Source organism: Mesorhizobium sp. P160927 (genome assembly GCF_057766385.1).
On the sequence record NZ_JBYMDW010000001.1, the window covers coordinates 2,591,824 to 2,611,773 of the forward strand.

A 19,950-nucleotide genomic window follows, 5' to 3' on the forward strand; every position below is an offset into this window, starting at 1 on the left:
CCCGGCAGGCTGATAGGTTCGGCCAGTCTTCGGAGGAGCCAGCGATGCCGGTCAATCTCGACGAACTCAAGAATGCCACCAATCTGCGCGGACGCGGCGCGCGCGCCGGCAGCGTTTTTATTGCACCGGTCGATGGCAGGGCGCATGTCTCGGGCGATCGCAACGTGCCGTTGCTCGACAAGACCATTCCTGAGCATTTCTCCGACACCGTCAGCAAATACGGCACGCTCGATGCCGCTGTGTTCGTGGGCCAGGACAAGCGCTTCACGTGGAGCGAATTGTCGGACACGGTGGATGCGCTGGCCGCCGGCTTCTTGGCGCTCGGCCTCCAGAAGAGTGACCGGATCGGCATCTGGGCGCCCAACCGCTGGGAATGGCTGGTGACGCAGTTCGCCACCGCCCGCATCGGCCTGATCCTGGTCAACATCAATCCGGCCTACCGGCTGACCGAGCTGGAATATGCCCTGAACAAGGTTGGCTGCAAGGCACTGGTGACGGCGGCGAGCTTCAAGACATCGGACTATCTCGGCATGATCGAGACTCTGGCGCCGGAGATCGCCACGGCGACACCCGGCAAGCTGAAGGCCGTGAAATTGCCGGCGCTCAGGATCGTCATCCGTATGGGCGAAGAGAACTCGCCAGGCATGTTCAATTTCGGCGACGTGCTGGCCATGGCCGGTCGCGACGAGCATGATAGCCTCGACCGCATCTCGGAAGGGCTGAAGCCGGGCGATGCAATCAACATCCAGTTCACCTCAGGCACGACAGGCGCACCCAAGGGCGCGACGCTCACCCATCTCAACATCGTCAACAACGGCAATTTCGTCACCTCGGCCATCAAGCTCACTGTCGACGACCGGCTCTGCATCCCGGTGCCGCTCTATCACTGCTTCGGCATGTCGATGGGCACGATGGGCTGTGTGTCGAAGGGTGCGACCATGGTTTTCCCCTGCGAGGGGTTCGATTCGGGCCTGACGCTGAAGGCGATCGCGCGGGAGCGCTGCACCGGCCTCTACGGCGTGCCGACCATGTTTGTCGGCATGCTCGACCATCCGGATTTCCCGACCTTCGATCTCTCCAGCCTACGCACGGGCATCATGGCCGGTTCGCCATGCCCTGTCGAGGTGATGAAGAAGGTGGTGTCGCTCATGCACATGGCTGAAGTGACCATCGCCTACGGCATGACCGAGACCAGTCCGGTCTCGTTCCAGAGCAGCACCGACGATCCGCTGGAAAAGCGTGTCTCGACTGTCGGGCGCATCCACCCGCATGTCGAGGTCAAGGCGATCGACGCCGGCGGCGCCACCGTTGCGGTCGGCGCGCCGGGCGAGCTTTGTACGCGCGGCTATTCGGTGATGAAGGGCTATTGGGACGACGACGAAAAGACCCGCGAGGCGATCGATGGCGATGGCTGGATGCACACCGGCGACCTCGCCACCATCGATGCCGAGGGCTATTGCAACATTGTCGGCCGCGTCAAGGACATGGTCATTCGCGGCGGTGAGAACGTCTATCCCAGAGAGGTCGAGGAATTCCTCTACCGCCATCCCAAGGTGCGGGAAGTGCAGGTCTTCGGCATCCCGGACGCCAAATATGGGGAGGAGCTGTGCGCCTGGATCGTCTTGAAGCCGAGCCAGATCGCCACCGAGCAGGAGATCAAGGCCTTCTGCGCAGGCCAGATCGCCCATTACAAGGTCCCGCGCCACATTCGCTTCCGCACGGAATTGCCGATGACGGTGACCGGCAAACCGCAGAAATTCCTGATGCGTCAGGCGATGGTCGAGGAACTCGGGCTGGTGGCGCAGAAGACGGCGTGAGGCCGGATCAACCGTGTCGCACAAGCTCGCCGATAGCGTCGAGCAGCGCCTGTCGGTCGCCGGCCCAGAACCAGTGGTCGTCGCCGTCGACCTCGATGAACCGCGCGCCCGGAATCCTGGACGCGAGGAACCGCCCGGCCTCGATGCGCACGGCGCGGTCGCCGGAACGGTGGAGGATCATCGTCGGGGCGGAGACCTTTTCCAGGAGGTGACGGACATCGGCGTCCCGCAACGCCTCGAGCAGCCCTGCGAGCGCGCCGGGACTGGAGGCTGCCCTCAGCAATCCGGCCCACCAGGTCCTCGCCTGACGGTCGCCAGCGAGGCTCGGGGCGAAGGTTTCGATTTCCGCCGGGCCACCCCAGCCCGCCAGCAGGCGTTGCTTCCACAGATCATACTGCGCGACGGTCAAGGCGTGGGGATAGTCAGGTGCGAGGCTGCCCTTCGCGAGCGAGCCCCACAAGACAAGGCCCGTCAGCCGATCGGGATGCTGGACCGCAAAACGGATACAGCCTGGCCCACCCTCCGACGCGCCGACCAGCAAGGCCCGGCGGCTGCCGGCCGCGTTCATGACCGCCAGAATATCCTGCGCCGTCGCCTCGACCGTGGGGCGGGCACCGACGCGGTCGGAAAGCCCCATGCCGCGCCGGTCGAAGAGGATCAGGCGACCCAGGCGCGAAACCGCGGTCAGCCAGGCGCGGCAACCCGGGTCTTCCCAGATACGCTCGACATGCGAAATGAAGCCGGGAACAAGCACGATGTCCGTCGGGCCGCTGCCAAGGACCTGGTACGCGATGTGGATGCCGCCCACCGCGACATAGCGCGTCCTGGGCACATCCAGGGCGGCGTCCTGAGTTGGCCGGCTCAGCATGGCAAGCGTGGCGGGGTCCGGCGCTACACCGAGTTCGTCCCGCAAGAGCCGGATGCACGTGTCGATCTGCCGCTCGGCCGCCGCCCTGTCCCCGGCCGCCAGATGGGCACGGATCAGATGTCGGTGCGCGCTTTCGCTCAAGGGGTCGAGTGCTGCCAGCCGTGTCGCGTGAACGACCGCGCCGCGAGGCTGGCCGTCGGCGATCTTGGCGTCGACCAGCCGCTCCAGCGCCTGCACCAGCCGGCCGCGCAACGTCTCTCGCCGAAAGAAGACCCATTCCTCGAATTGCGGACAGTCCGGCAGCGAGAAGCCGGCGAGATAATCGTCTTTGTGGATCTCGGCTGCCTTGTCGAGTGCGCCGGAGTTGCAGGCCTGCTCGAACATCCTGGTGTCGATCTCGGCGGACAACGCCGGGGGCAGGCTTAGCGAGACGCCTGTGGCGACGATGATCTCGCTGCCGAACGCGATGCGGATTTTGTACAGCGTACGTCGAAGGCGGGCGCGTGTGGCCTGCTCGTCGGCTTCTGGCCATAATAACGTGGCGGCGACCTCGCGCGCCACCGGCCCGCTGGCCTCGGCGAGATAGATGAGGAGGGCTGCCGCCTTGCGCAGGGCGAGTTCCACCCGCCGGCCGTTCAAGCGGAACTCCGGAAAACCCAGAAATCGGAATTCCAATCGCTCCATCGATCCGACCACGGCCATGCAGGGACGTTGAGGGGACGCCGGCCTTCTATCCATTCCCACGACATCGGGCCGATCGGGCCCGATCATGAGACTCCCTTGGAGCGAGAAATGTCACTGGTCAATACTCTCACCCGCCCTGTCGGTACCGCCAACACACGGCAAGGAGGCTGAGACATGTGCCAATCCTGTCTCTCCTGGTACGCGCGCTGCATTGCTCCCTACCTCGTCCACGCCGGCTGTTCGGCCCACGCTTTCACGGACATGCGAAGGCGTCTGATCCCGCGGGCGGGGGGCGTCGTCGTCGAAGTCGGTTTCGGCTCCGGCCTGAACCTTCCCTATTACGACGCCGCCAGGGTGAAGCGGCTGGTCGGCGTCGATCCCGATGGCACGATGCTGGGCCTTGCCGAACCGAAGAGCCGTTCCATGCCATTCGATGTCGACTGCATCCGGGCCAGTGGTGAAAGGCTGCCCTTGGCCGACAGCTTCGCCGACACGGTGGTCGTCACCTATGCCTTCTGCACCATTCCGGACCCCGAGGCGGCGCTGACCGAGATCCGGCGCATCCTCAAGCCCACGGGCCGGCTGATCTTCATCGAGCACGGCCAGGCCGAAGGGCCGCGTTGCCGCCGGTGGCAAGAGCGTCTGAACCTGATATGGGGCCGGCTCGCCGGCGGTTGCCACCTCAATCGCGATCCATTGCACCTGATCCGGACGGCGGGCTTTCATACCGTCGAAGCGCAGCGCGAGCGGTTCCAGCTACCCTTCTGGCAGTTGGGAAGTCACCATGCCGGCATTGCGATACCCCTAGCGGGTTGACTGGACAGGTCGTCCGCTAACGCCGTCCGCGCCGAATTTCCGCCGGCCGTGGCGCCGAACCCGGCTCCTGCACCAGCGGCCCCAGCAGCACCTCGCCGAACAGTGGCTGGTAGCTGCGGCGCACCGCCGGGTCCTCGTTGAAGGACAGCGCACATTGCCCGATCTGGTGGAAATAGGTGATGCGGGCCCTGACCAGGCTTTCGTCCTCCGGATAACCCATGGCGCGGAAGGAGCGGATCAGGAGTTCGATGCGCAGGTTGACCTCCCGCGCCAGCTTTTTCGAAGTTCGTGACCAGTCGCGCACGGCGAGGTCGAGCAGGGGACTGAACGGCGTGTCGGCTTGGCCGACAAGGTCGACCGCTATCCCCGCGAATTGTTCGGGGCCAGCAGCAGCGTGTCGCGATCGCGCGCGCCATGGCGATGAAGCCCAAGGTGCTGCTCTTCGACGAGCCGGCCTCGGCGCTCGATCCGGAACTGGTCGGCCGAGTCCTGCAGGTCATGCGCGACCTTGCCGTGAGCGGCATGACGATGGTTGTCGTTACCCACGAGGTCGGCTTTGCCCGCGAAATCGGACCAACTCGCGTTCATGGACGGCGGCGTGATCGTCGAAGGCGGCGCGCCGCGCGAGATGATCGCCAACCCGGCGTCGCCGCGCACCCGCGAGTTCCTGTCGCGGGTGCTGTAACGAGCGTTAGGGCAACCTCTCAGGCCGGCAACAGCACCGGGCCTAGTCCCCGAATAATCTTGGCTAGCTCGACGCATTCGCCGTGCCGCGCATTGTTGCTTCGCCAGGCTAGGCAGATCATGCGCTGCGGCATCGGCTCCTGGAACGGCACGATCTTGAGGTCGGGGATGGTGCCGGCGGGGCCAGTCGCCATTTCGGGGATGAGCGTGACGCCGAGCCCGTGCGCCACCATCTGCAGGAGCGTGGTCAGGCTGGTGGCGCCATAGCTTGCCATCGCCACCGGCCGCACATTGCCGCAGACGGCCAGCGCCTGTTCGCGCAGGCAATGGCCTTCTTCCAGCAGCATCAGTCTTTCCAGCGCTGGGCTCTCGGGTGGAACCGGCGGCGAGGCAAAGGCCGGATCGTCCGACGGCACGGCCAGGAAGAACCGGTCGGGAAAGAGCGCCTCGGTGATCAGTCCTGGATGGTCGAGCGGAAGCGCGGCGATGAAGGCGTCGAGTTTTCGCGATGCGGTGTCCTCGACCAGGGAGGTGGTTACCGCCTCGCGCAGCTCGAGCAGCAAGGCCGGGAAATGCTTCTTCAGTTCGGGCAAGGCGCGCGGCAGAAGATAGGGCGCGATAGTCGGGATGATGCCCAGCCGGAAGCGTCCCTCCATGGCCGTGCGGCCGCGCCTGGCCGTCGTTTCCACGTCACGTATATCAGCCAGGATGCGCTCGATACGCGGCAACAGGGCGATCGCTTCGTCCGTCATGCGCACCGACTTGCCGCCGCGTTCGAAGAGCCGGCAGTTCAGCCGTTGCTCCATTTCGGCGATCTGGGAGGAAAGCGCCGGCTGGCTGACGCCGGCAAGTTTCGCCGCACGCCCGAAATGCAGCGTCTGCGCCAGCGCGTCGAAATAATGCATCTGGCGAACTGTCAATCCGATCATACGGTCAAGGCCATCATAAGGAAATCCTATCGAAATAAACAGGAAAGACAATTTGTTTTTATCATCGGCGTGGCCTAGGCTGGAATGGTTCCAGATTGGCGCGGGCCGCTGACCGCCCCCAAAATCTCGGCAAAAAATCAACCTCGGCAATCAAACCTCGGCAAAATTGGAGTGAGAGATGGACGCGAAAACCGACGACAGCAGCGCGGGCAAATGCCCTGTCGCGCATGAATCCGCCGGCCGGACCAACCGTGACTGGTGGCCGAACCAGCTTGACCTCGGCGTTCTCCATCAGCAGTCGAACCTGTCGGACCCGATGGGCGAGGACTTCGACTATGCCAAGGAATTCGCCAGCCTCGATCTCGATGCGGTCATCAAGGACCTGCACCAAGTGATGACGGATTCGCAGGATTGGTGGCCCGCCGACTTCGGCCATTACGGGCCGCTGTTCATCCGCATGGCATGGCACAGCGCCGGCACCTATCGCATCGGCGACGGCCGCGGCGGTGCCGGAGCGGGCCAGCAGCGTTTCGCGCCGCTCAACAGCTGGCCTGACAATGCCAATCTTGACAAGGCGCGCCGCCTGCTCTGGCCGGTCAAGCAGAAATATGGCCGCAAGATTTCCTGGGCCGACCTGTTGATCCTCACCGGCAACGTCGCGCTGGAATCGATGGGCTTCAAGACCTTCGGCTTCGCCGGCGGCCGCGCCGACGTCTGGGAGCCCGAGCAGGACGTGGACTGGGGTTCGGAAACCAAGTGGCTCGGCGACGAGCGCTACTCGGGCGACCGTGAGCTTCGCGGCCATCTCGGCGCCGTGCAGATGGGCCTGATATACGTCAATCCGGAAGGGCCGAACGGCAAGCCCGATCCGCTGGCCTCGGCCCGTGATATCCGGGAAACCTTCGCGCGCATGGCGATGAACGACGAAGAAACCGTGGCGCTGATCGCCGGCGGCCACACTTTCGGCAAGACCCATGGCGCCGGCGATGCCTCGCTGGTAGGCGCGGAGCCGGAAGGTGCCAGCATCGAGGCGCAGGGCCTCGGCTGGTCGAGCAAACATGCGTCAGGCATTGCCGGCGACGCCATCACCTCGGGTCTCGAAGTCACGTGGACCACGACGCCGACCAAGTGGAGCAACAACTTCTTCGACAATCTGTTCAATTTCGAATGGGAGCTGACGAAGAGCCCCGCGGGCGCCCATCAGTGGACGCCGAAGGGTGGCGCCGGTGCCGGCACGGTGCCGGATGCGCACAACCCCTCCAAGCATCACGCGCCGGCCATGCTGACCACCGACCTCGCGCTGCGGGCCGACCCCGCCTATGAGAAGGTCTCGCGGCGTTTCCATGAACATCCGGATCAGTTCGCCGATGCCTTCGCCCGCGCCTGGTTCAAGCTGACCCATCGCGACATGGGTCCGGTGGTGCGCTATCTCGGCCCGTTGGTGCCCAAGGAAGAGCTGATCTGGCAGGATCCGATCCCGGCGCTCGACCATGAACTGGTCAGCGAGCAGGACATCGCATCGCTGAAGGCCAAGATCCTGGCCTCCGGCCTGTCGGTTTCCGAACTGGTCTCGACCGCCTGGGCCTCGGCTTCGACATTCCGCAACTCCGACAAGCGCGGCGGCGCCAATGGCGCACGCATCCGGTTGGCGCCGCAAAAGGACTGGGAAGTCAACCAGCCGGGCGAACTGTCGAAGGTGCTTGCCAGGCTCGAAGGTATCCAGACGGAGTTCAACACCGCGCAGACCGGCGACAAGAAGGTCTCGCTGGCCGACGTGATCGTGCTCGGCGGTGTCGCCGCGGTCGAGAAGGCCGCGAAGGATGGCGGCAACGACGTGAAGGTGCCGTTCACGCCCGGCCGCATGGATGCATCGCAGGAGCAGACGGACGTCCACTCCTTTGCCGCGCTCGAGCCGAAAGTCGACGGCTTCCGCAACTATGTCAGGGGCAAGCAGCCCATGTCGGTTGAAGCCATGCTGGTGGACCGCGCGCAGTTGCTGGGCTTGACGGCGCCGGAACTGACCGTGCTTGTCGGCGGCCTGCGGGTGCTTGGCGCCAACACCGGGCACTCAAGGCACGGCGTGTTCACCGACAGGCCGGGTACGCTGACCAACGACTTCTTCGCCAACCTGCTCAGCATGAGCACGGTCTGGGATCCGGCCGCCGGGTCCGAGCCGGGTTCGGAAGAAGTGTACGAAGCGCGCGACCGCAAAACCAAGGCAGTCAGGTGGACCGGCACCCGTGCCGACCTTATCTTCGGTTCGCATGCGCAGCTGCGGGCATTGGCCGAGGTCTACGGATCGGCGGACGCCGGGCAGAAATTCGCCCGGGACTTCGTTGCGGCATGGACCAAGGTGATGAACGCCGACAGGTTTGATATCGCGGCCTAACCCGAGCTTCAGAACCTACGAAAAAGGCGCGGGCCGTGGCCTGCGCCTTTTGCATTCAGGCCTTGGAATCAATCCTTCTCGAAGACGCGCGCCTTGGCGATGACGCCGGCAATGGCGCCGCCGATCAGCGGTGCCACGATGAACAACCAGAGTTGGCTGAGTGCGGCACCGCCGGTAAACAGCGCCGGGCCGATCGAGCGCGCTGGATTGACCGAGGTACCGGTGACCGGGATCATGGCGAAGTGAATGCCCGCTAGCGTCAGGCCGATGACCAAGCCGGCAAACGCCGTCGAGTGCTTTTCAGCGGTAACGCCAAGGATCACCGTGACGAAGGTGAAGGTGCCGATCAGTTCCCATAGGAACGCCGAGCTCATGCCCCATTTCGTCTCGTCCCAGCCATTGGCGCCGAAGCCGCCGGTATGGCCGCCGGTTTGGCCGGAAACGATGATCCACAACGCCAGCGAGGCGATGATGGCGCCGATGATCTGCGCGATCCAATAGGGGATGACATCCTTGGCCGGCAGCCGGCCGGCAAGGAACACGCCGAGCGTCACCGCCGGATTGAGATGCGCGCCGGAAATCGGGCCGATCGCATAGGCCGCCGCGATGAGGCCAATGCCGAATGCCAGACCGATGCCTTCCTGGCCAAGCGGCAGCGCGCCGCCGAAGCCGCCCGTCACCACGGACGCCGTACCGATGAACACCAACAGAAATGTGCCTAGAACTTCCGCCAGATAAGTCTTCATTGCCCTCTCCTCGTGACGATCCGCCGGTCCACGTTTTCCGCGCCGCGAATCATGGCGGCAAGAGTATTCCCAACCGAAAAACTTGGAAAGCAGAGCTCTGGCGCCACTCGCCATCCTTGCGGCCGTCGGTTGAGAACATTAGAGATCTTGCATCTACTAGTCTAACTGCTGCTAACCGCCGCGAAGATTTACCGTCGGACAGGTTTCGCCGACCACTGCCAGCTTGCGCTGGCGGCGAGACCGGGCGGGGTTCAATCCGGACGTGAAAGGCTCTAAGAGCAGATCGGGATAATGTGATCGATTGATGGAATGACGAATGCGACTGGGCGGACGGCTGGCTGCGGCCATTGAAGTGCTGGAGGACATTGGTCGGCGTCACCGGCCGGTGGCCGACGCGCTGAAGGATTGGGGCCTGTCCCATCGCTTCGCCGGCGGTGGGGATCGCGCCGCGATCGGCAACATCGTCTACGACGCCCTGCGCCACAAGCGCTCCGCCGGTTGGTTGCTGGGCGAAGACACGCCGCGTGCCATCGGCTTCGGGGCGCTGCTGCTCGAATGGAGCCAGACGGCGCAGTCGCTCAACGCAGCGCTCGAAGGTGACAAGTTCGCGCCGCCGCTACTGGACGCCACGGAACTCAAGGCAATCGCGGAGCGCCGGCTTGCCGACGCGCCGCCCGCTGTTCGCGCCGACATACAAGATTGGTGCGAACCGCTTTTCCAGCGGGCCTTTGGCGACACATGGGTCGAGGAGGGCGCGGCGCTCGCCACACGTCCGCCGCTAGACATCCGGGTCAACACGCTGCAGGCCGATCGCGCCAAAGTGTTGGCCGAACTCGCGCAGACCGGTGCCAGTGCCGCACGAATGGCACCCAACGGCATCCGCATCCCGCCGATCGACGGCGACGGCCGGCACCCGAATGTGCAAGCCGAGCCGGCCTTTCAGAAGGGCTGGTTCGAGGTCCAGGACGAGGGGTCGCAAATTGCGGCGGCGCTTGCCGGCGCGACGGCAGGCATGCAGGTGCTCGATTTCTGCGCCGGCGCCGGAGGCAAGACGCTGGCGCTGTCGGCGGCGATGGACAATCACGGTCAGATCTTCGCTCACGATGCCGAAAAGGCGCGCCTGGCGCCAATCTTCGACCGCATTCGCCGCTCGGAAAACCGCAATGTGCAGGTCGCCACCAAGCCGGCCGAGCTTGCCCCGCTGGCCGGCTATATGGACATCGTGTTGGTCGACGCGCCCTGCACCGGCAGCGGCACCTGGCGGCGGCGTCCCGACGCCAAATGGCGGCTGACGCAGAGACAGCTTGACGCCCGCAAGGGCGAGCAGGCGACGATCCTCGATGCCGCCAGAACCTACGTCAAACCCGGTGGCCTGCTGGTCTACGTAACCTGCTCCGTGTTCGACGAGGAGAACGGCGAACAGGTCGCCGCGTTTCTCGAGCGACACGGCGGCTTTGCCTCGGTCGATCATCGCCAGCTCTGGGACAGCCGTTTTCCGGGCCACACCGCCGCGATACGAATCGGGGCCCTGGGCGGCATTTCGCTCTCGCCGGCGCTGAGCGGCACAGACGGATTCTATTTTTGCGCCATGCGCCGGGCCAACTGACGCTGCCGTTGACAGCTGCCCGCAGCGCCCCCAAATGCGGATGAGCGGCGTTGCGCCGCCACAGGGTGAATGTTTGCAAAGATATCTGTCGCTTCTGCTGTTCCTCGTCCTGGTGCTGGGCGGAGGCTTGCTGATCGGTTTCGCCACCTTGCCAGGTGCCTGGTATGCATCGCTAGCCAAGCCTTCGTTCAATCCGCCCAACTGGGTTTTCGCGCCTGCCTGGACACTGCTCTATGTGCTGATCGCCGTGGCCGGCTGGCGAACATGGTTGCGGGACCCGGCCGGCACCGCGATGAAGATCTGGGGCGCTCAGCTCGTCCTGAATTTCCTGTGGTCGCCAACCTTCTTCGGCGCAAAAATGATGGGGACTGCTCTGGTCATCATCATGCTTCTTTTAGCCGTCATCGTGTTGTTTATCGCCAGCGTCTGGACCCGCGATCGGCTCGCCTGCTGGCTTTTCGTGCCCTACGCGGCGTGGGTGGCGTTCGCCACCTTGCTCAACGCCTCGCTTCTTTGGTTGAACTAGCTGGTGTGCGGTTTGCTGCAGTGCAGCAAAAGCATTTGCCTGCCGCTCATGCCTCTGCGATAAGCTTTCCCGGCAAACGTGAAGGCAACGGCGATGGCAGCAAAGATCGTACCGGCTCCGGACTATGAGGATCGCGTCAGGGCGTCCTTCGCACGCCAGCAGGCGATGGCGACGATCGGCGCCGAACTGACATTGGTGACCCCCGGCATCATCGAGATCGAGATGCCCTATTCGGCGGCGCTGACCCAGCAGCATGGGTTCCTACATGCCGGCGTCATTTCGACGGCGCTGGACTCGGCTTGCGGCTATGCGGCGTTCTCGCTCATGCCGGAGAATTCCGGCGTGCTGACCATCGAATTCAAGGTCAACCTTCTGGCGCCGGGCCGGGGTGAGCGTTTTCTGTTCCGCGGTTCGGTGACCAAACCGGGCCGCACCATCATCGTTGCCGACGGCCAGGCCTATGCCTTCGCCACCGACGGCGAGGCTAAGCTGATCGCCACCATGACCGGGACGATGATGACGGTGCTAGGCCGCGATGGTATCGCTGGGTGAGTGGCCGGTTCGCCGCAGGCGAATTCATCGTGGCGGTCGCACGGGGCTGCCGCGGGCAGAGGCCAGGCCGTTGGTCATAATCTAACGCAAGCAGGAGGATCGCCATGACTGGCAACGTCGTGCGCATCGGCGGCAAGGATGTCCTCTTCGTCATGGCGGCGCAGGCCGAGTATGGCCCGCATCTGCAGCGGCTGTTCACGCCGCTGATGACGGGCGTGGGCCCGGTCGAGGCCGGCGTGCGGCTGGGCGTTGAACTCTCCTGGTTGAAATCGGACAAGGCATTGCCCGATCTGGTGGTATCGCTCGGCTCCGCTGGTAGCCGGACCCTGGAACAGACCGAAATCTACCAGGCCGTCTCGGTGAGCTATCGCGACATCGATGCCTCGCCGCTGGGCTTCGAAAAAGGCGCGACGCCGTTTCTCGACCTCCCGGTGATCGTACCGTTGCCGTTGCGTATTCCCGAAATCAAGGAGGCGACACTGTCGACCGGCGGTGCCGTCATTACCGGCGCGGCGTATGACCCGATCGCAGCCGACATGGTCGACATGGAGACCTTCGCCTGCTTGCGCGCCTGTCAGCTTTTCGACATCCCGCTCATCGGGCTCCGCGGCATTTCCGACGGCGCGGCTGATCTCAGGCACGTCGGCGACTGGACCGAATATCTGCACGTCATCGATGAAAAGCTGGCCGACGCCGTCATGCGGCTCGAACAGGCGATCGGTTCGGGCTTGCTCCGGCAGGATTCACCTCGTGACGAGGCGACACCGCTCTGAGAGTCAGGCGACGCAACCCATTGCACTGACTCGTTTCTTTCTCTAAAGGCTCGCCATGACGACAGCCAATCACACCGACACCGTCCTGATTGTCGATTTCGGCAGCCAGTTTACGCAGCTCATCGCCCGCCGCATCCGCGAGGCCGGCGTGTTTTCCGAGATCGTGCCGTTCCAGTCGGCCGAGGCGGCATTCAAGCGCATCAGCCCAAAAGCGGTGATCCTGTCCGGCGGCCCGGCTTCGACCTCCGATATCGGCAGCCCGCGCGCGCCACAGGTCGTCTTCGATGCCGGCGTGCCGGTGCTTGGCATCTGCTATGGCCAGATGGCCATGTGCGTGCAGATGGGTGGTGTCGCTGAAAGCTCCAACCATCGCGAATTCGGTCGCGCCTTTGTCGAAATCGAGAAGGACAGTCCGCTGTTCGAGGGCCTCTGGGCCACTGGCCAGCGCCATCAGGTGTGGATGAGCCATGGCGATCGCGTCATCGCCCTGCCGCCGGGCTTCGAGGTGTTCGGCAAATCGGAAAGCTCGCCCTTCGCCATCTTCGGCAATATCGAGCGCAGGATGTACGGCATCATGTTCCACCCCGAGGTGGTGCATACGCCGGATGGTGCGAGGCTGCTCAGGAACTTCGTCCACAACATCGCCGGCATCGAAGGCGACTGGACGATGCGCGCCTATCGCGAGCACGCGGTCGAGGCGATCCGCGAGCAGGTCGGCAAAGGCAAGGTCATCTGCGCGCTGTCGGGCGGCGTGGATTCCTCGGTGGCTGCCCTTCTGATCCACGAGGCGGTCGGCGACCAGCTGACCTGCATCCTCGTCGACCATGGCCTGATGCGCAAGGACGAGGCCGCTGGTGTGGTGGCGATGTTCCGCCAGCACTACAATCTGCCTTTGATCCTGGTCGATGCCTCGGACAAGTTCATCTCGCAGCTGGAAGGCGAGTCCGACCCGGAAACGAAGCGCAAGACCATTGGCCGGTTGTTCATCGAAGTGTTCGAGGATGAGGCCAAGAAGCTCGGCGGCGCCGATTTCCTGGCGCAAGGCACCCTCTATCCCGACGTCATTGAAAGCGTCTCCTTCACCGGCGGCCCCTCGGTCACCATAAAGTCGCACCACAATGTCGGCGGCCTGCCCGAGCGCATGAACATGCAACTGGTCGAGCCGTTGCGCGAACTGTTCAAGGACGAGGTGAGGGCGCTGGGCAAGGAGCTCGGCCTGCCCGAAAGCTTCATCGGACGCCATCCGTTCCCAGGCCCCGGCCTCGCCATCCGCTGCCCGGGCGGCATCACGCGGGAAAAGCTGGAGATCCTGCGCGAGGCCGACGCAATCTATCTCGACGAAATCCGCAAGGCCGGCCTCTATGACGCTATCTGGCAGGCCTTCGCCGTGCTGCTGCCGGTGCAGACTGTCGGCGTCATGGGCGACGGCCGGACCTACGAATTCGTCTGTGCGCTACGCGCCGTGACCTCCGTCGACGGCATGACGGCTGACTTCTACCACTACGACATGGCCTTCCTGGGCGCCGCCGCCACGCGTATCATCAATGAAGTCCGCGGCATCAACCGCGTTGTGTATGACGTCACGTCGAAGCCGCCTGGCACAATCGAGTGGGAGTGATTCAGGCCTACCCAAACGCTGAACGGACGCCGCGAGACCACGCATCTCGGGCTTAGAGCGAAGCGTCGCGGAAATTCGCCGCGCTGTTCCATTTCGTAGATCGTACTGTCTGCAAACGGCACCATTTCGCGAAGCTGGTGTCTCCGGTTTGTACGCTTCAGTGCTTCTTCATTCGACCTTGTCATCTCGTACTCCTCAGCTGTGAGCCGAAATTAAAGGCGATTGTATGCGATGCGAAAAGAGCCTCAGCTCGGACGTCGTGCAAAAGGCGGTTTCGACTGTGAAAGGGACAGGTCCACCTACGCCGATGGTTCGACTGAAATGGAAGATCGACTGCCTCGTTCGTGATGTATTGAAAGGGGGGCCATCGCCGGTCGGGGATTGGTAGCGGTAGAGCGCTGCATCCCGAGACCCACTATCGAAGAGGCGTTCTTCTGCTATCGGAGACACAACCTTAGTCGAAGATTTTCCAATTTGTGACAGAGTGAACCTTGCCTCCGAAGGCACAGGTCACAGGTTCGAATCCCGTCGGATGCGTCAGATACCCCGGGTCCGTTCCGGACACATGGGTTACGGTTTATACCGGAGACATGGGCAACACTTTGGCCCGAAGGGGTTTTGGAGTGGTTCGAGCCTGCATGCCTCATCGTCGAAGTATTCCAGATCATAATCCATGAAGGAAGCCGGCCAGATATGGTCCTCGACCTGTTTGATGCCGACGGTCTGGCCGGCAAAGAAGGCTGAGATTGATCTTCTTTCGGTCGAAACAGATGCGGCCGCATGTGGTGACGGTGACGGCCTTGTCGTGAAACGGGTAATCGAGGTCAGGCAGGCCAGTGTAGCGGCGTGGTGACGGCGTGTAGCGCCCGGCCGGGCAGTGCATGTCGAGCGCCTGGTGCCGCCGCTCATTGTTGAAGCACTCAATGAAGTCGTCGAATTTGGCCCGTTGCTGAAGAAAGCTTGAGCAACGGTCATAGCGTGTCGAGTGCTGGCTAGGTGCTGGTGTGAAGGCTGCTTGGAACGCGTCAGTCAACAGCTTTGCACTGTTCGCGCTGCAGGCGAAGCCTCCCCACCGATGACGATAGGCGTTACTTCGGCCTAGGCTAGAGACGCTGCGGGACGGCTGCTGCAAAGAAGTCGGTCGCGCGGCGTACGCGTGCCGGCACGAACCGACGCTTCGGCCAGACGAGGCTGATGTCTCTGACGTCGTCGAGAAAGTCGTCGAGTATCGTGATCACGTCAGGATGATTGAGCTCATCGGCGAGCGAGACCTTGGCGAAGAGGCCGATTCCGACCCCGGCTAGAACTCCAGCCCGGATCGTTTCGACGCTGTTGGACGATAAGTTGCCGCGAACGGTCACGCTGAACCGTCCGTGTGGGCCTGTAAACGGCCATTTCGCCAATTCCGTCAGGCCACCGTATAGAAGGCAATTGTGCCCACTCAGGTCTGCGGGGGACTTCGGCATCCCATGCTTCTCGAAATAGCGACTGGATCCGACGCAAACGAGGGGCGTGACCGCCACCCGGCGGACAACCGCGTCTGAGTCTTCGACAGGCCCCACCCTGATCGCCAGGTCGATCCGATCTTCCACCATGTCTCGCACGAAATCCGAAAGAACGAGATCCACCTGAAGGCCGGGATAAAGCGACAACAACTCGGGTATCAGCGGCAGGATATGCAGGCGGCCAAATGTGGAGGCCGCGCTGATCCTGATCAGGCCCGAAACAGTCTGCGTGCTGCTCGTGAGTTCGCTATCGGCATCGTCGATTTCATCAACCAGCGGCTTCGTCCGGTCATAGTATCGCTGCCCCTGGTCCGTCAGGGTCACGCTGCGGGTGCTCCGATTGAACAGCGCCACGCCGAGGCGTTTCTCGAGTGCCGCGATTGCCTTGCTGACAGCGGGCTGTGACTCGCCGGTCCGACGCGCAGCAGCCGAAAAGCCGCCCGATTCGACCACCGCGATAAAGGCATTCAACTCGTGAAATCGGTCCATTATATTCTCCCAAGGCATCAGTCTTATGGAAATCAGCGTTATTATCAATGTTTTTCACATGACTTAAATGAAGCGTCTACCAACGCTTGAAAGGAAATGTGCCATGGAAATCGATAGTACCGGACGCAAGGCGGTTGTTACTGGGTCTACGGCGGGCATTGGCCGAGCCATTGCCGAAGGGTTGGCGCGTGCGGGCGCCTCGGTCGTCATCAACGGTCGCCGCGAGGACAGGGTCGCCGCAACGCTTCGCGAGTTGCACGCGCTTTTCCCGAAAGGCGAATTCGTCGGTGTCGTCGCCGATCTTGCCACCCCGGAAGGCGCGGCCGAGTTGTTCGCGCGGGTGCCGGATGCGGATATCCTCGTCAACAATGTGGGCACGGGGCGCCCGAAGCCGTTCTTCGATATTGCCGACAAGGAGTGGATTGACCTCTTCGAGCTCAACGTCATGAGCGGCGTCCGCGCTTCCCGCCACTATGCGTCGGGCATGGCGAAGCGCGGCTGGGGGCGTGTCGTCTTCATCAGCAGCGAGTCTGCGCTCGCAATCCCCAAGGACATGATCGATTACGCCATGACCAAGACCGCTCAGCTCGCCATCGCGAGGGGACTGGCCGAGGAGGTCGGCGGAACGGGCGTCACCGTCAATTCGGTTCTCCCTGGTCCAACGAATTCGGAGATCATGAGCGGTTGGATGAAGGCGGCCGCGGAGGCGCAGGGCATTACGCAAGAGGAAGCCGAGCAGCAGTTCCTGAAGACGTTGCGCCCGACAACACTCCTCAATCGCTTCACGACAACTGAAGAGGTCGCGAACCTGGTCGTCTATGTCTGCTCGGAACAGGCGTCGGGGACAACAGGCACGTCCTTGCGTGTCGACGGCGGTGTCGTGCGGACAATCGCGTAAGGCTTCCATTTCGCGCAGCGCTTGACGCGGCTCCGGGAAGGGCAAGGCACCCGTCCCCTATCGGGGCAGACCACGGCCCAGGTCAAATGCACCTGCCTTCGTACGCATATCTCCTATTCAACAGCGATGTAGGCAGGCTGATAATCGGCTCCGAATTGATTGTCAGATCGAGTCGGAGGTCGATGTTGGGGGCAGAGCCGGAATCGTCCCGGTCATTTCAGAAAGCGCGTGGATACCAGGTATCCACCAGGACATGCTCGACCCAACCGATCCGTTTCCAACGGGCAATCGGGTTCCCGACACCTGGCCGCTTGAGAACGTTATTTGAAGGCGATGGTGCCGATCCTTATGCTGCCTTCTGTTGCCTGAGCCCCGAGATGGCACCGCCGTTGGAGCATTGATCGGTACTTTTCTACGCGGTTGGGACGCGCTGTCGATCATCGCATTGTGCAAAGAATCGTCCGATTGGTCTCGATAGTTGGTGAAAACCTCAAATTTTTTTTGTGGCGATTTTCCTTCAAATCAAAAGCGCAATTTTCTGACGGATCCGGTGTCGGTATTTGCGCGGCGATTAGTAATATTTAACAGCGATTTCAAGTGGGGTTGTGAAAATCGAGGAGACAGTCGGAGTCGCGGGCGTGGTGTCGGCGCTGAATTGGTTCAGCCGCTTGCCAAGCTCAATATCGAAGGCTCTATGCTGTCTCGAGTAATGTCGACCGTCGCAAGGGTGACAGGCAGCTTAAACCGTCGTGGGCCAGCGCTGCCCGGATTCAAATAAAGCACGCCATCCACTGTCTCCATCCTCGGCACATGCGAGTGACCGGACACGATCAAATCGATGCCCTGGGCAACCGGGTCGATCTGCAGCGTCTTGAGATCATGAAGCACGTAGATTGCTCGCCCGGCAAGACGTACGAGCTCGGTTTCCGCGTATGGCAGCGCCCAGCCACCGGTGTCCGCGTTTCCTCTGATCGCGGTAACCGGCGCGATAAAGCGAAGCGCCGTGATGATCTCGGGGCGACCGATGTCTCCTCCATGAATGATGTGGTCGACCCCGGCCAGGCAACGCGCCGCCTCCGGCCTCAGCAAGCCGTGCGTGTCCGAGATGACGCCAATTCTGAATGTCATGGCTCTGCCACTTAGACGGTGAGGGTGGTGAAATCCGTTGCGACAAGGCTGTTCGCAAACGCCTGAACGGCTTCCGCGAGAATTTCTTCGTCGCGATAGCGGCCGGAGATGTGCGTAAGAACGAGCTGTTTTACATCGCTGGCCGCTGCCAGCGATGCTGCCTCCGCAGCTGTCAGATGTCCGTAGTCGCGCGCCATCGTTGCATCTCGTTGCAGGAATGTGGCTTCGATGACAAGCAGGTCGGCGCCGCTCACCTTGTCGGCCATTCCATCAGTGGTTTCGGTGTCGCCTACAATGACCAGCTTCTTGCCAGCCTCGGGTGTTCCGAGGACTGCTTCGGGAGCAATCGTTCGGCCGTCGGGGAGAGAAATTGAGCGGCCTTCGGCTAAATCCTTCCGGATCGGACCGTCTGGCACACCGAGAGCTACCAAGCGCTCCGAACGGAGGTGACGACGCGCCGGCGTCTCGAAGACGAAGCCATAGCTGTCGGAGTCGCGATGGCGAACTTGAAAGCAATCGACGGTGAACTCATCCACCTCGAACACGCGTCCGGGGACAAGCGGCACGAGTTGCAGCGGGATCGGCGCGCGTCCCTCACCCCAAAGGCCAGCGAGCATGCGGGCGACGACGTCAAGAGTGTCCGCGCTGCCATGAATGGACACATGGTTCTCGCTCTGCCGAAGCCGAAGCGTCGAGAACAAACCTGGAATCCCGAGCACATGGTCGAAATGCGCGTGGGTGAGGAGCAGGCGATCAAGTCGCCTGAATCCGGCGCCGCTGCGCTGAAGCTGACGCTGGGTGCCTTCCCCGCAATCGACCAGCACCCGTTGACTGCCGGCTTCAACGAGCAGCGCCGGGTGATTACGCTCGGCCGAGGGCACGCTGGCCGAGGTCCCGAGGAAGATAAGCCTGAAGGTCATGCGAGCAGTCTACCTCGGGGACAACGAGACCTCAAAGCGGGCGAAAGAGCGGTCCTTGATAGACGTTCGCGTAGCCGGCTTGGTGCAACAAAAGAGTGGGCGTGAGCGCATTCGGCATCGCGTGTCGCGTATCACGCCGGATAGGCAGTGAGATACCTCACAATCCTCTCCGATCCGTGTTCAAGAGGGCTGCGCTACGCCCGCACCTTTGCTCAAGAGAACGGACGGCCAAGGCCCCTCCGTGTGGAAGCGGCAACGCTTTCACGGTTGCGGGAGCTGAGCCCAGCGCGGGGCGGATCACTCACTGTCAGGGCCTCAGGAACCGATAGGCGAAGCGATCGGTCTTGCCCTTGATCGAAGGATCGAACACCTTGATCGAGTGCGGATCGTCCTTGTTCGCCAGCATGGTGCTTTCCGCGTCCAGGACGAAACCGGCCGCCTCCACCTCCTCGCGAACGGATGCAGGCTCGATCCGATGCAGCGACTGTGCCTCGCTCGTGCCGGCCCCAACGGCGGCGGCGTGGTCCACGATGACGTAGGAACCACCGGGCTTCAGCCGCTCGTAGACGGCTCGATTAAAGTCGGCCGCCGTCGCGCCCCTGGCCTGAATCAGAGCGGTGTGGAGATCGTGATAGAACAGATGCAGCCATATAACGTCAGCTGGCTGCGTGACCTCCGGCATCGCCACAAGGTCCGTTGAGACGGCTTCGACATTCTCTCGGCCCGGCTCCTTCACGAGCGTCCGCATGCGGCCGACCGGATCGTCCTTGAAATTAGCGACTTCGGCCGGCACGAAGCTGTAGACACGTCCTTGGGGTCCCACGATGTCTGAGAAGACGCGGGTCCAGTCGCCGCCGCCCGGGTAGACGTCGATGACGGTGAAGCCCGCATCTGCGCGTGCGAACCGGATCAACTCGGATAGCTTGGATTGGTCGTACATAGAGATCTCCTTTCGATTGAGCATTCGAGGGGGCGATCCGCCGCTGATCCGCCGTCTACCCC

19 protein-coding genes and 2 pseudogenes are annotated in these 19,950 nt (G+C 62.9%); 11 read left to right on the forward strand and 10 right to left on the reverse strand.

All coding sequences use genetic code 11. From position 1 onward, the window contains the following. Positions 1-44 precede the first annotated feature (44 nt). On the forward strand, positions 45-1,817 hold the full coding sequence (locus AC3CB8_RS12430) for an AMP-binding protein (RefSeq protein WP_352562866.1): 1,773 nt from the start codon (positions 45-47) through the stop codon (positions 1,815-1,817). 7 nt (positions 1,818-1,824) lie between these two features. On the opposite strand, the gene AC3CB8_RS12435 is transcribed toward AC3CB8_RS12430, so the two are convergent. Next, a complete protein-coding gene (locus tag AC3CB8_RS12435) occupies positions 1,825-3,369 on the reverse strand; it encodes a bifunctional AfsR/SARP family transcriptional regulator/alpha/beta hydrolase (RefSeq protein WP_352562867.1) in 1,545 nt (514 codons plus the stop codon). Positions 3,370-3,543: 174 nt separating this feature from the next. On the opposite strand from AC3CB8_RS12435, the gene AC3CB8_RS12440 reads away from it, so the two are divergent. Beyond that, positions 3,544-4,185 carry a class I SAM-dependent methyltransferase gene (locus tag AC3CB8_RS12440; RefSeq protein ID WP_023782429.1) on the forward strand — a complete coding sequence of 214 codons (642 nt, stop codon included), beginning with the start codon at positions 3,544-3,546 and terminating at the stop codon, positions 4,183-4,185. Between the two features lie 16 nt (positions 4,186-4,201). On the opposite strand, the gene AC3CB8_RS12445 is transcribed toward AC3CB8_RS12440, so the two are convergent. Continuing rightward, positions 4,202-4,489, reverse strand: a complete 288-nt coding sequence (locus tag AC3CB8_RS12445) for a hypothetical protein (RefSeq protein WP_023782428.1) — start codon at positions 4,487-4,489, stop codon at positions 4,202-4,204. Positions 4,490-4,513: 24 nt separating this feature from the next. On the opposite strand from AC3CB8_RS12445, the pseudogene AC3CB8_RS12450 reads away from it, so the two are divergent. After that, positions 4,514-4,870: pseudogene (locus AC3CB8_RS12450) on the forward strand (ATP-binding cassette domain-containing protein); the annotation flags it as partial. A 19-nt stretch (positions 4,871-4,889) separates the two neighbouring features. Here AC3CB8_RS12450 and AC3CB8_RS12455 read toward each other — a convergent pair. Further along, complete coding sequence (locus AC3CB8_RS12455; protein ID WP_023771345.1) at positions 4,890-5,798, reverse strand: hydrogen peroxide-inducible genes activator; 909 nt, start codon at positions 5,796-5,798, stop codon at positions 4,890-4,892. 178 nt (positions 5,799-5,976) lie between these two features. Between AC3CB8_RS12455 and katG the strand changes: the two genes are divergently transcribed. Beyond that, positions 5,977-8,187 (forward strand): catalase/peroxidase HPI, encoded by a 2,211-nt coding sequence (gene katG, locus AC3CB8_RS12460; RefSeq protein ID WP_352562868.1) that lies wholly within the window; start codon positions 5,977-5,979, stop codon positions 8,185-8,187. A 68-nt stretch (positions 8,188-8,255) separates the two neighbouring features. Here the strand turns inward: katG and AC3CB8_RS12465 are convergent, their stop codons facing one another. Beyond that, positions 8,256-8,933 (reverse strand): MIP family channel protein, encoded by a 678-nt coding sequence (locus tag AC3CB8_RS12465; RefSeq protein ID WP_352562869.1) that lies wholly within the window; start codon positions 8,931-8,933, stop codon positions 8,256-8,258. A 316-nt stretch (positions 8,934-9,249) separates the two neighbouring features. On the opposite strand from AC3CB8_RS12465, the gene AC3CB8_RS12470 reads away from it, so the two are divergent. From AC3CB8_RS12470 to guaA, 5 genes are all read left to right on the forward strand, one after another. Next, a complete protein-coding gene (locus AC3CB8_RS12470; protein ID WP_352562870.1) occupies positions 9,250-10,539 on the forward strand; it encodes an RsmB/NOP family class I SAM-dependent RNA methyltransferase in 1,290 nt (429 codons plus the stop codon). Positions 10,540-10,579: 40 nt separating this feature from the next. After that, on the forward strand, positions 10,580-11,065 hold the full coding sequence (locus AC3CB8_RS12475) for a TspO/MBR family protein (protein WP_352562871.1): 486 nt from the start codon (positions 10,580-10,582) through the stop codon (positions 11,063-11,065). 93 nt (positions 11,066-11,158) lie between these two features. Beyond that, the gene (locus AC3CB8_RS12480) at positions 11,159-11,617 is read left to right on the forward strand and encodes a PaaI family thioesterase (RefSeq protein ID WP_023771340.1); all 459 of its coding nucleotides are present in this window, start codon (positions 11,159-11,161) and stop codon (positions 11,615-11,617) included. A 104-nt stretch (positions 11,618-11,721) separates the two neighbouring features. Beyond that, entirely contained in the window at positions 11,722-12,390 is a 669-nt protein-coding gene (locus tag AC3CB8_RS12485) for a 5'-methylthioadenosine/S-adenosylhomocysteine nucleosidase (RefSeq protein WP_023782421.1), read from the forward strand. Positions 12,391-12,445: 55 nt separating this feature from the next. Next, positions 12,446-14,008 carry a glutamine-hydrolyzing GMP synthase gene (guaA, locus tag AC3CB8_RS12490; protein WP_023771338.1) on the forward strand — a complete coding sequence of 521 codons (1,563 nt, stop codon included), beginning with the start codon at positions 12,446-12,448 and terminating at the stop codon, positions 14,006-14,008. A gap of 35 nt (positions 14,009-14,043) precedes the next feature. Here the strand turns inward: guaA and AC3CB8_RS12495 are convergent. The 3 genes and pseudogenes from AC3CB8_RS12495 to AC3CB8_RS12505 all read right to left on the reverse strand — a co-directional run. Further along, positions 14,044-14,193: pseudogene (locus tag AC3CB8_RS12495) on the reverse strand (helix-turn-helix transcriptional regulator); the annotation flags it as partial. A 479-nt stretch (positions 14,194-14,672) separates the two neighbouring features. Continuing rightward, positions 14,673-15,041, reverse strand: a complete 369-nt coding sequence (locus tag AC3CB8_RS12500; RefSeq protein WP_245273852.1) for an IS3 family transposase — start codon at positions 15,039-15,041, stop codon at positions 14,673-14,675. Positions 15,042-15,111: 70 nt separating this feature from the next. Further along, positions 15,112-16,002: a LysR family transcriptional regulator gene (locus tag AC3CB8_RS12505; protein ID WP_352562872.1), complete on the reverse strand. Its 891-nt coding sequence runs from the start codon at positions 16,000-16,002 to the stop codon at positions 15,112-15,114. Positions 16,003-16,105: 103 nt separating this feature from the next. Here AC3CB8_RS12505 and AC3CB8_RS12510 point away from each other — a divergent pair, with 103 nt between their 5' ends. Next, entirely contained in the window at positions 16,106-16,900 is a 795-nt protein-coding gene (locus AC3CB8_RS12510; protein WP_023771335.1) for an SDR family NAD(P)-dependent oxidoreductase, read from the forward strand. A 166-nt stretch (positions 16,901-17,066) separates the two neighbouring features. Next, positions 17,067-17,228 (forward strand): proline racemase family protein, encoded by a 162-nt coding sequence (locus AC3CB8_RS12515; protein WP_435052987.1) that lies wholly within the window; start codon positions 17,067-17,069, stop codon positions 17,226-17,228. A 332-nt stretch (positions 17,229-17,560) separates the two neighbouring features. Here AC3CB8_RS12515 and AC3CB8_RS12520 read toward each other — a convergent pair whose 3' ends face one another. The 3 genes from AC3CB8_RS12520 to AC3CB8_RS12530 all read right to left on the reverse strand — a co-directional run bounded on the left by AC3CB8_RS12520 (position 17,561) and on the right by AC3CB8_RS12530 (position 19,888). Further along, the gene (locus AC3CB8_RS12520; protein WP_352726334.1) at positions 17,561-18,028 is read right to left on the reverse strand and encodes a metallophosphoesterase family protein; all 468 of its coding nucleotides are present in this window, start codon (positions 18,026-18,028) and stop codon (positions 17,561-17,563) included. An 11-nt stretch (positions 18,029-18,039) separates the two neighbouring features. Continuing rightward, complete coding sequence (locus tag AC3CB8_RS12525; protein ID WP_352546785.1) at positions 18,040-18,948, reverse strand: ribonuclease Z; 909 nt, start codon at positions 18,946-18,948, stop codon at positions 18,040-18,042. Between the two features lie 307 nt (positions 18,949-19,255). Continuing rightward, positions 19,256-19,888: a class I SAM-dependent methyltransferase gene (locus AC3CB8_RS12530; protein ID WP_352595015.1), complete on the reverse strand. Its 633-nt coding sequence runs from the start codon at positions 19,886-19,888 to the stop codon at positions 19,256-19,258. Positions 19,889-19,950: the final 62 nt, after the last annotated feature.

Coding starts and splice junctions, on each gene's coding strand:
- AC3CB8_RS12430 (WP_352562866.1), top strand. CDS start 45: ATGCCGGTCAATCTCGACGAACTCAAGAATGCCACCAATCTGCGCGGA.
- AC3CB8_RS12520 (WP_352726334.1), bottom strand. CDS start 18,028: ATGACATTCAGAATTGGCGTCATCTCGGACACGCACGGCTTGCTGAGG.
- AC3CB8_RS12435 (WP_352562867.1), bottom strand. CDS start 3,369: ATGGAGCGATTGGAATTCCGATTTCTGGGTTTTCCGGAGTTCCGCTTG.
- AC3CB8_RS12505 (WP_352562872.1), bottom strand. CDS start 16,002: ATGGACCGATTTCACGAGTTGAATGCCTTTATCGCGGTGGTCGAATCG.
- AC3CB8_RS12465 (WP_352562869.1), bottom strand. CDS start 8,933: ATGAAGACTTATCTGGCGGAAGTTCTAGGCACATTTCTGTTGGTGTTC.
- AC3CB8_RS12470 (WP_352562870.1), top strand. CDS start 9,250: ATGCGACTGGGCGGACGGCTGGCTGCGGCCATTGAAGTGCTGGAGGAC.
- AC3CB8_RS12455 (WP_023771345.1), bottom strand. CDS start 5,798: ATGATCGGATTGACAGTTCGCCAGATGCATTATTTCGACGCGCTGGCG.
- AC3CB8_RS12510 (WP_023771335.1), top strand. CDS start 16,106: ATGGAAATCGATAGTACCGGACGCAAGGCGGTTGTTACTGGGTCTACG.
- AC3CB8_RS12480 (WP_023771340.1), top strand. CDS start 11,159: ATGGCAGCAAAGATCGTACCGGCTCCGGACTATGAGGATCGCGTCAGG.
- AC3CB8_RS12525 (WP_352546785.1), bottom strand. CDS start 18,948: ATGACCTTCAGGCTTATCTTCCTCGGGACCTCGGCCAGCGTGCCCTCG.
- guaA (WP_023771338.1), top strand. CDS start 12,446: ATGACGACAGCCAATCACACCGACACCGTCCTGATTGTCGATTTCGGC.
- AC3CB8_RS12485 (WP_023782421.1), top strand. CDS start 11,722: ATGACTGGCAACGTCGTGCGCATCGGCGGCAAGGATGTCCTCTTCGTC.
- AC3CB8_RS12475 (WP_352562871.1), top strand. CDS start 10,580: ATGAGCGGCGTTGCGCCGCCACAGGGTGAATGTTTGCAAAGATATCTG.
- AC3CB8_RS12530 (WP_352595015.1), bottom strand. CDS start 19,888: ATGTACGACCAATCCAAGCTATCCGAGTTGATCCGGTTCGCACGCGCA.
- AC3CB8_RS12440 (WP_023782429.1), top strand. CDS start 3,544: ATGTGCCAATCCTGTCTCTCCTGGTACGCGCGCTGCATTGCTCCCTAC.
- katG (WP_352562868.1), top strand. CDS start 5,977: ATGGACGCGAAAACCGACGACAGCAGCGCGGGCAAATGCCCTGTCGCG.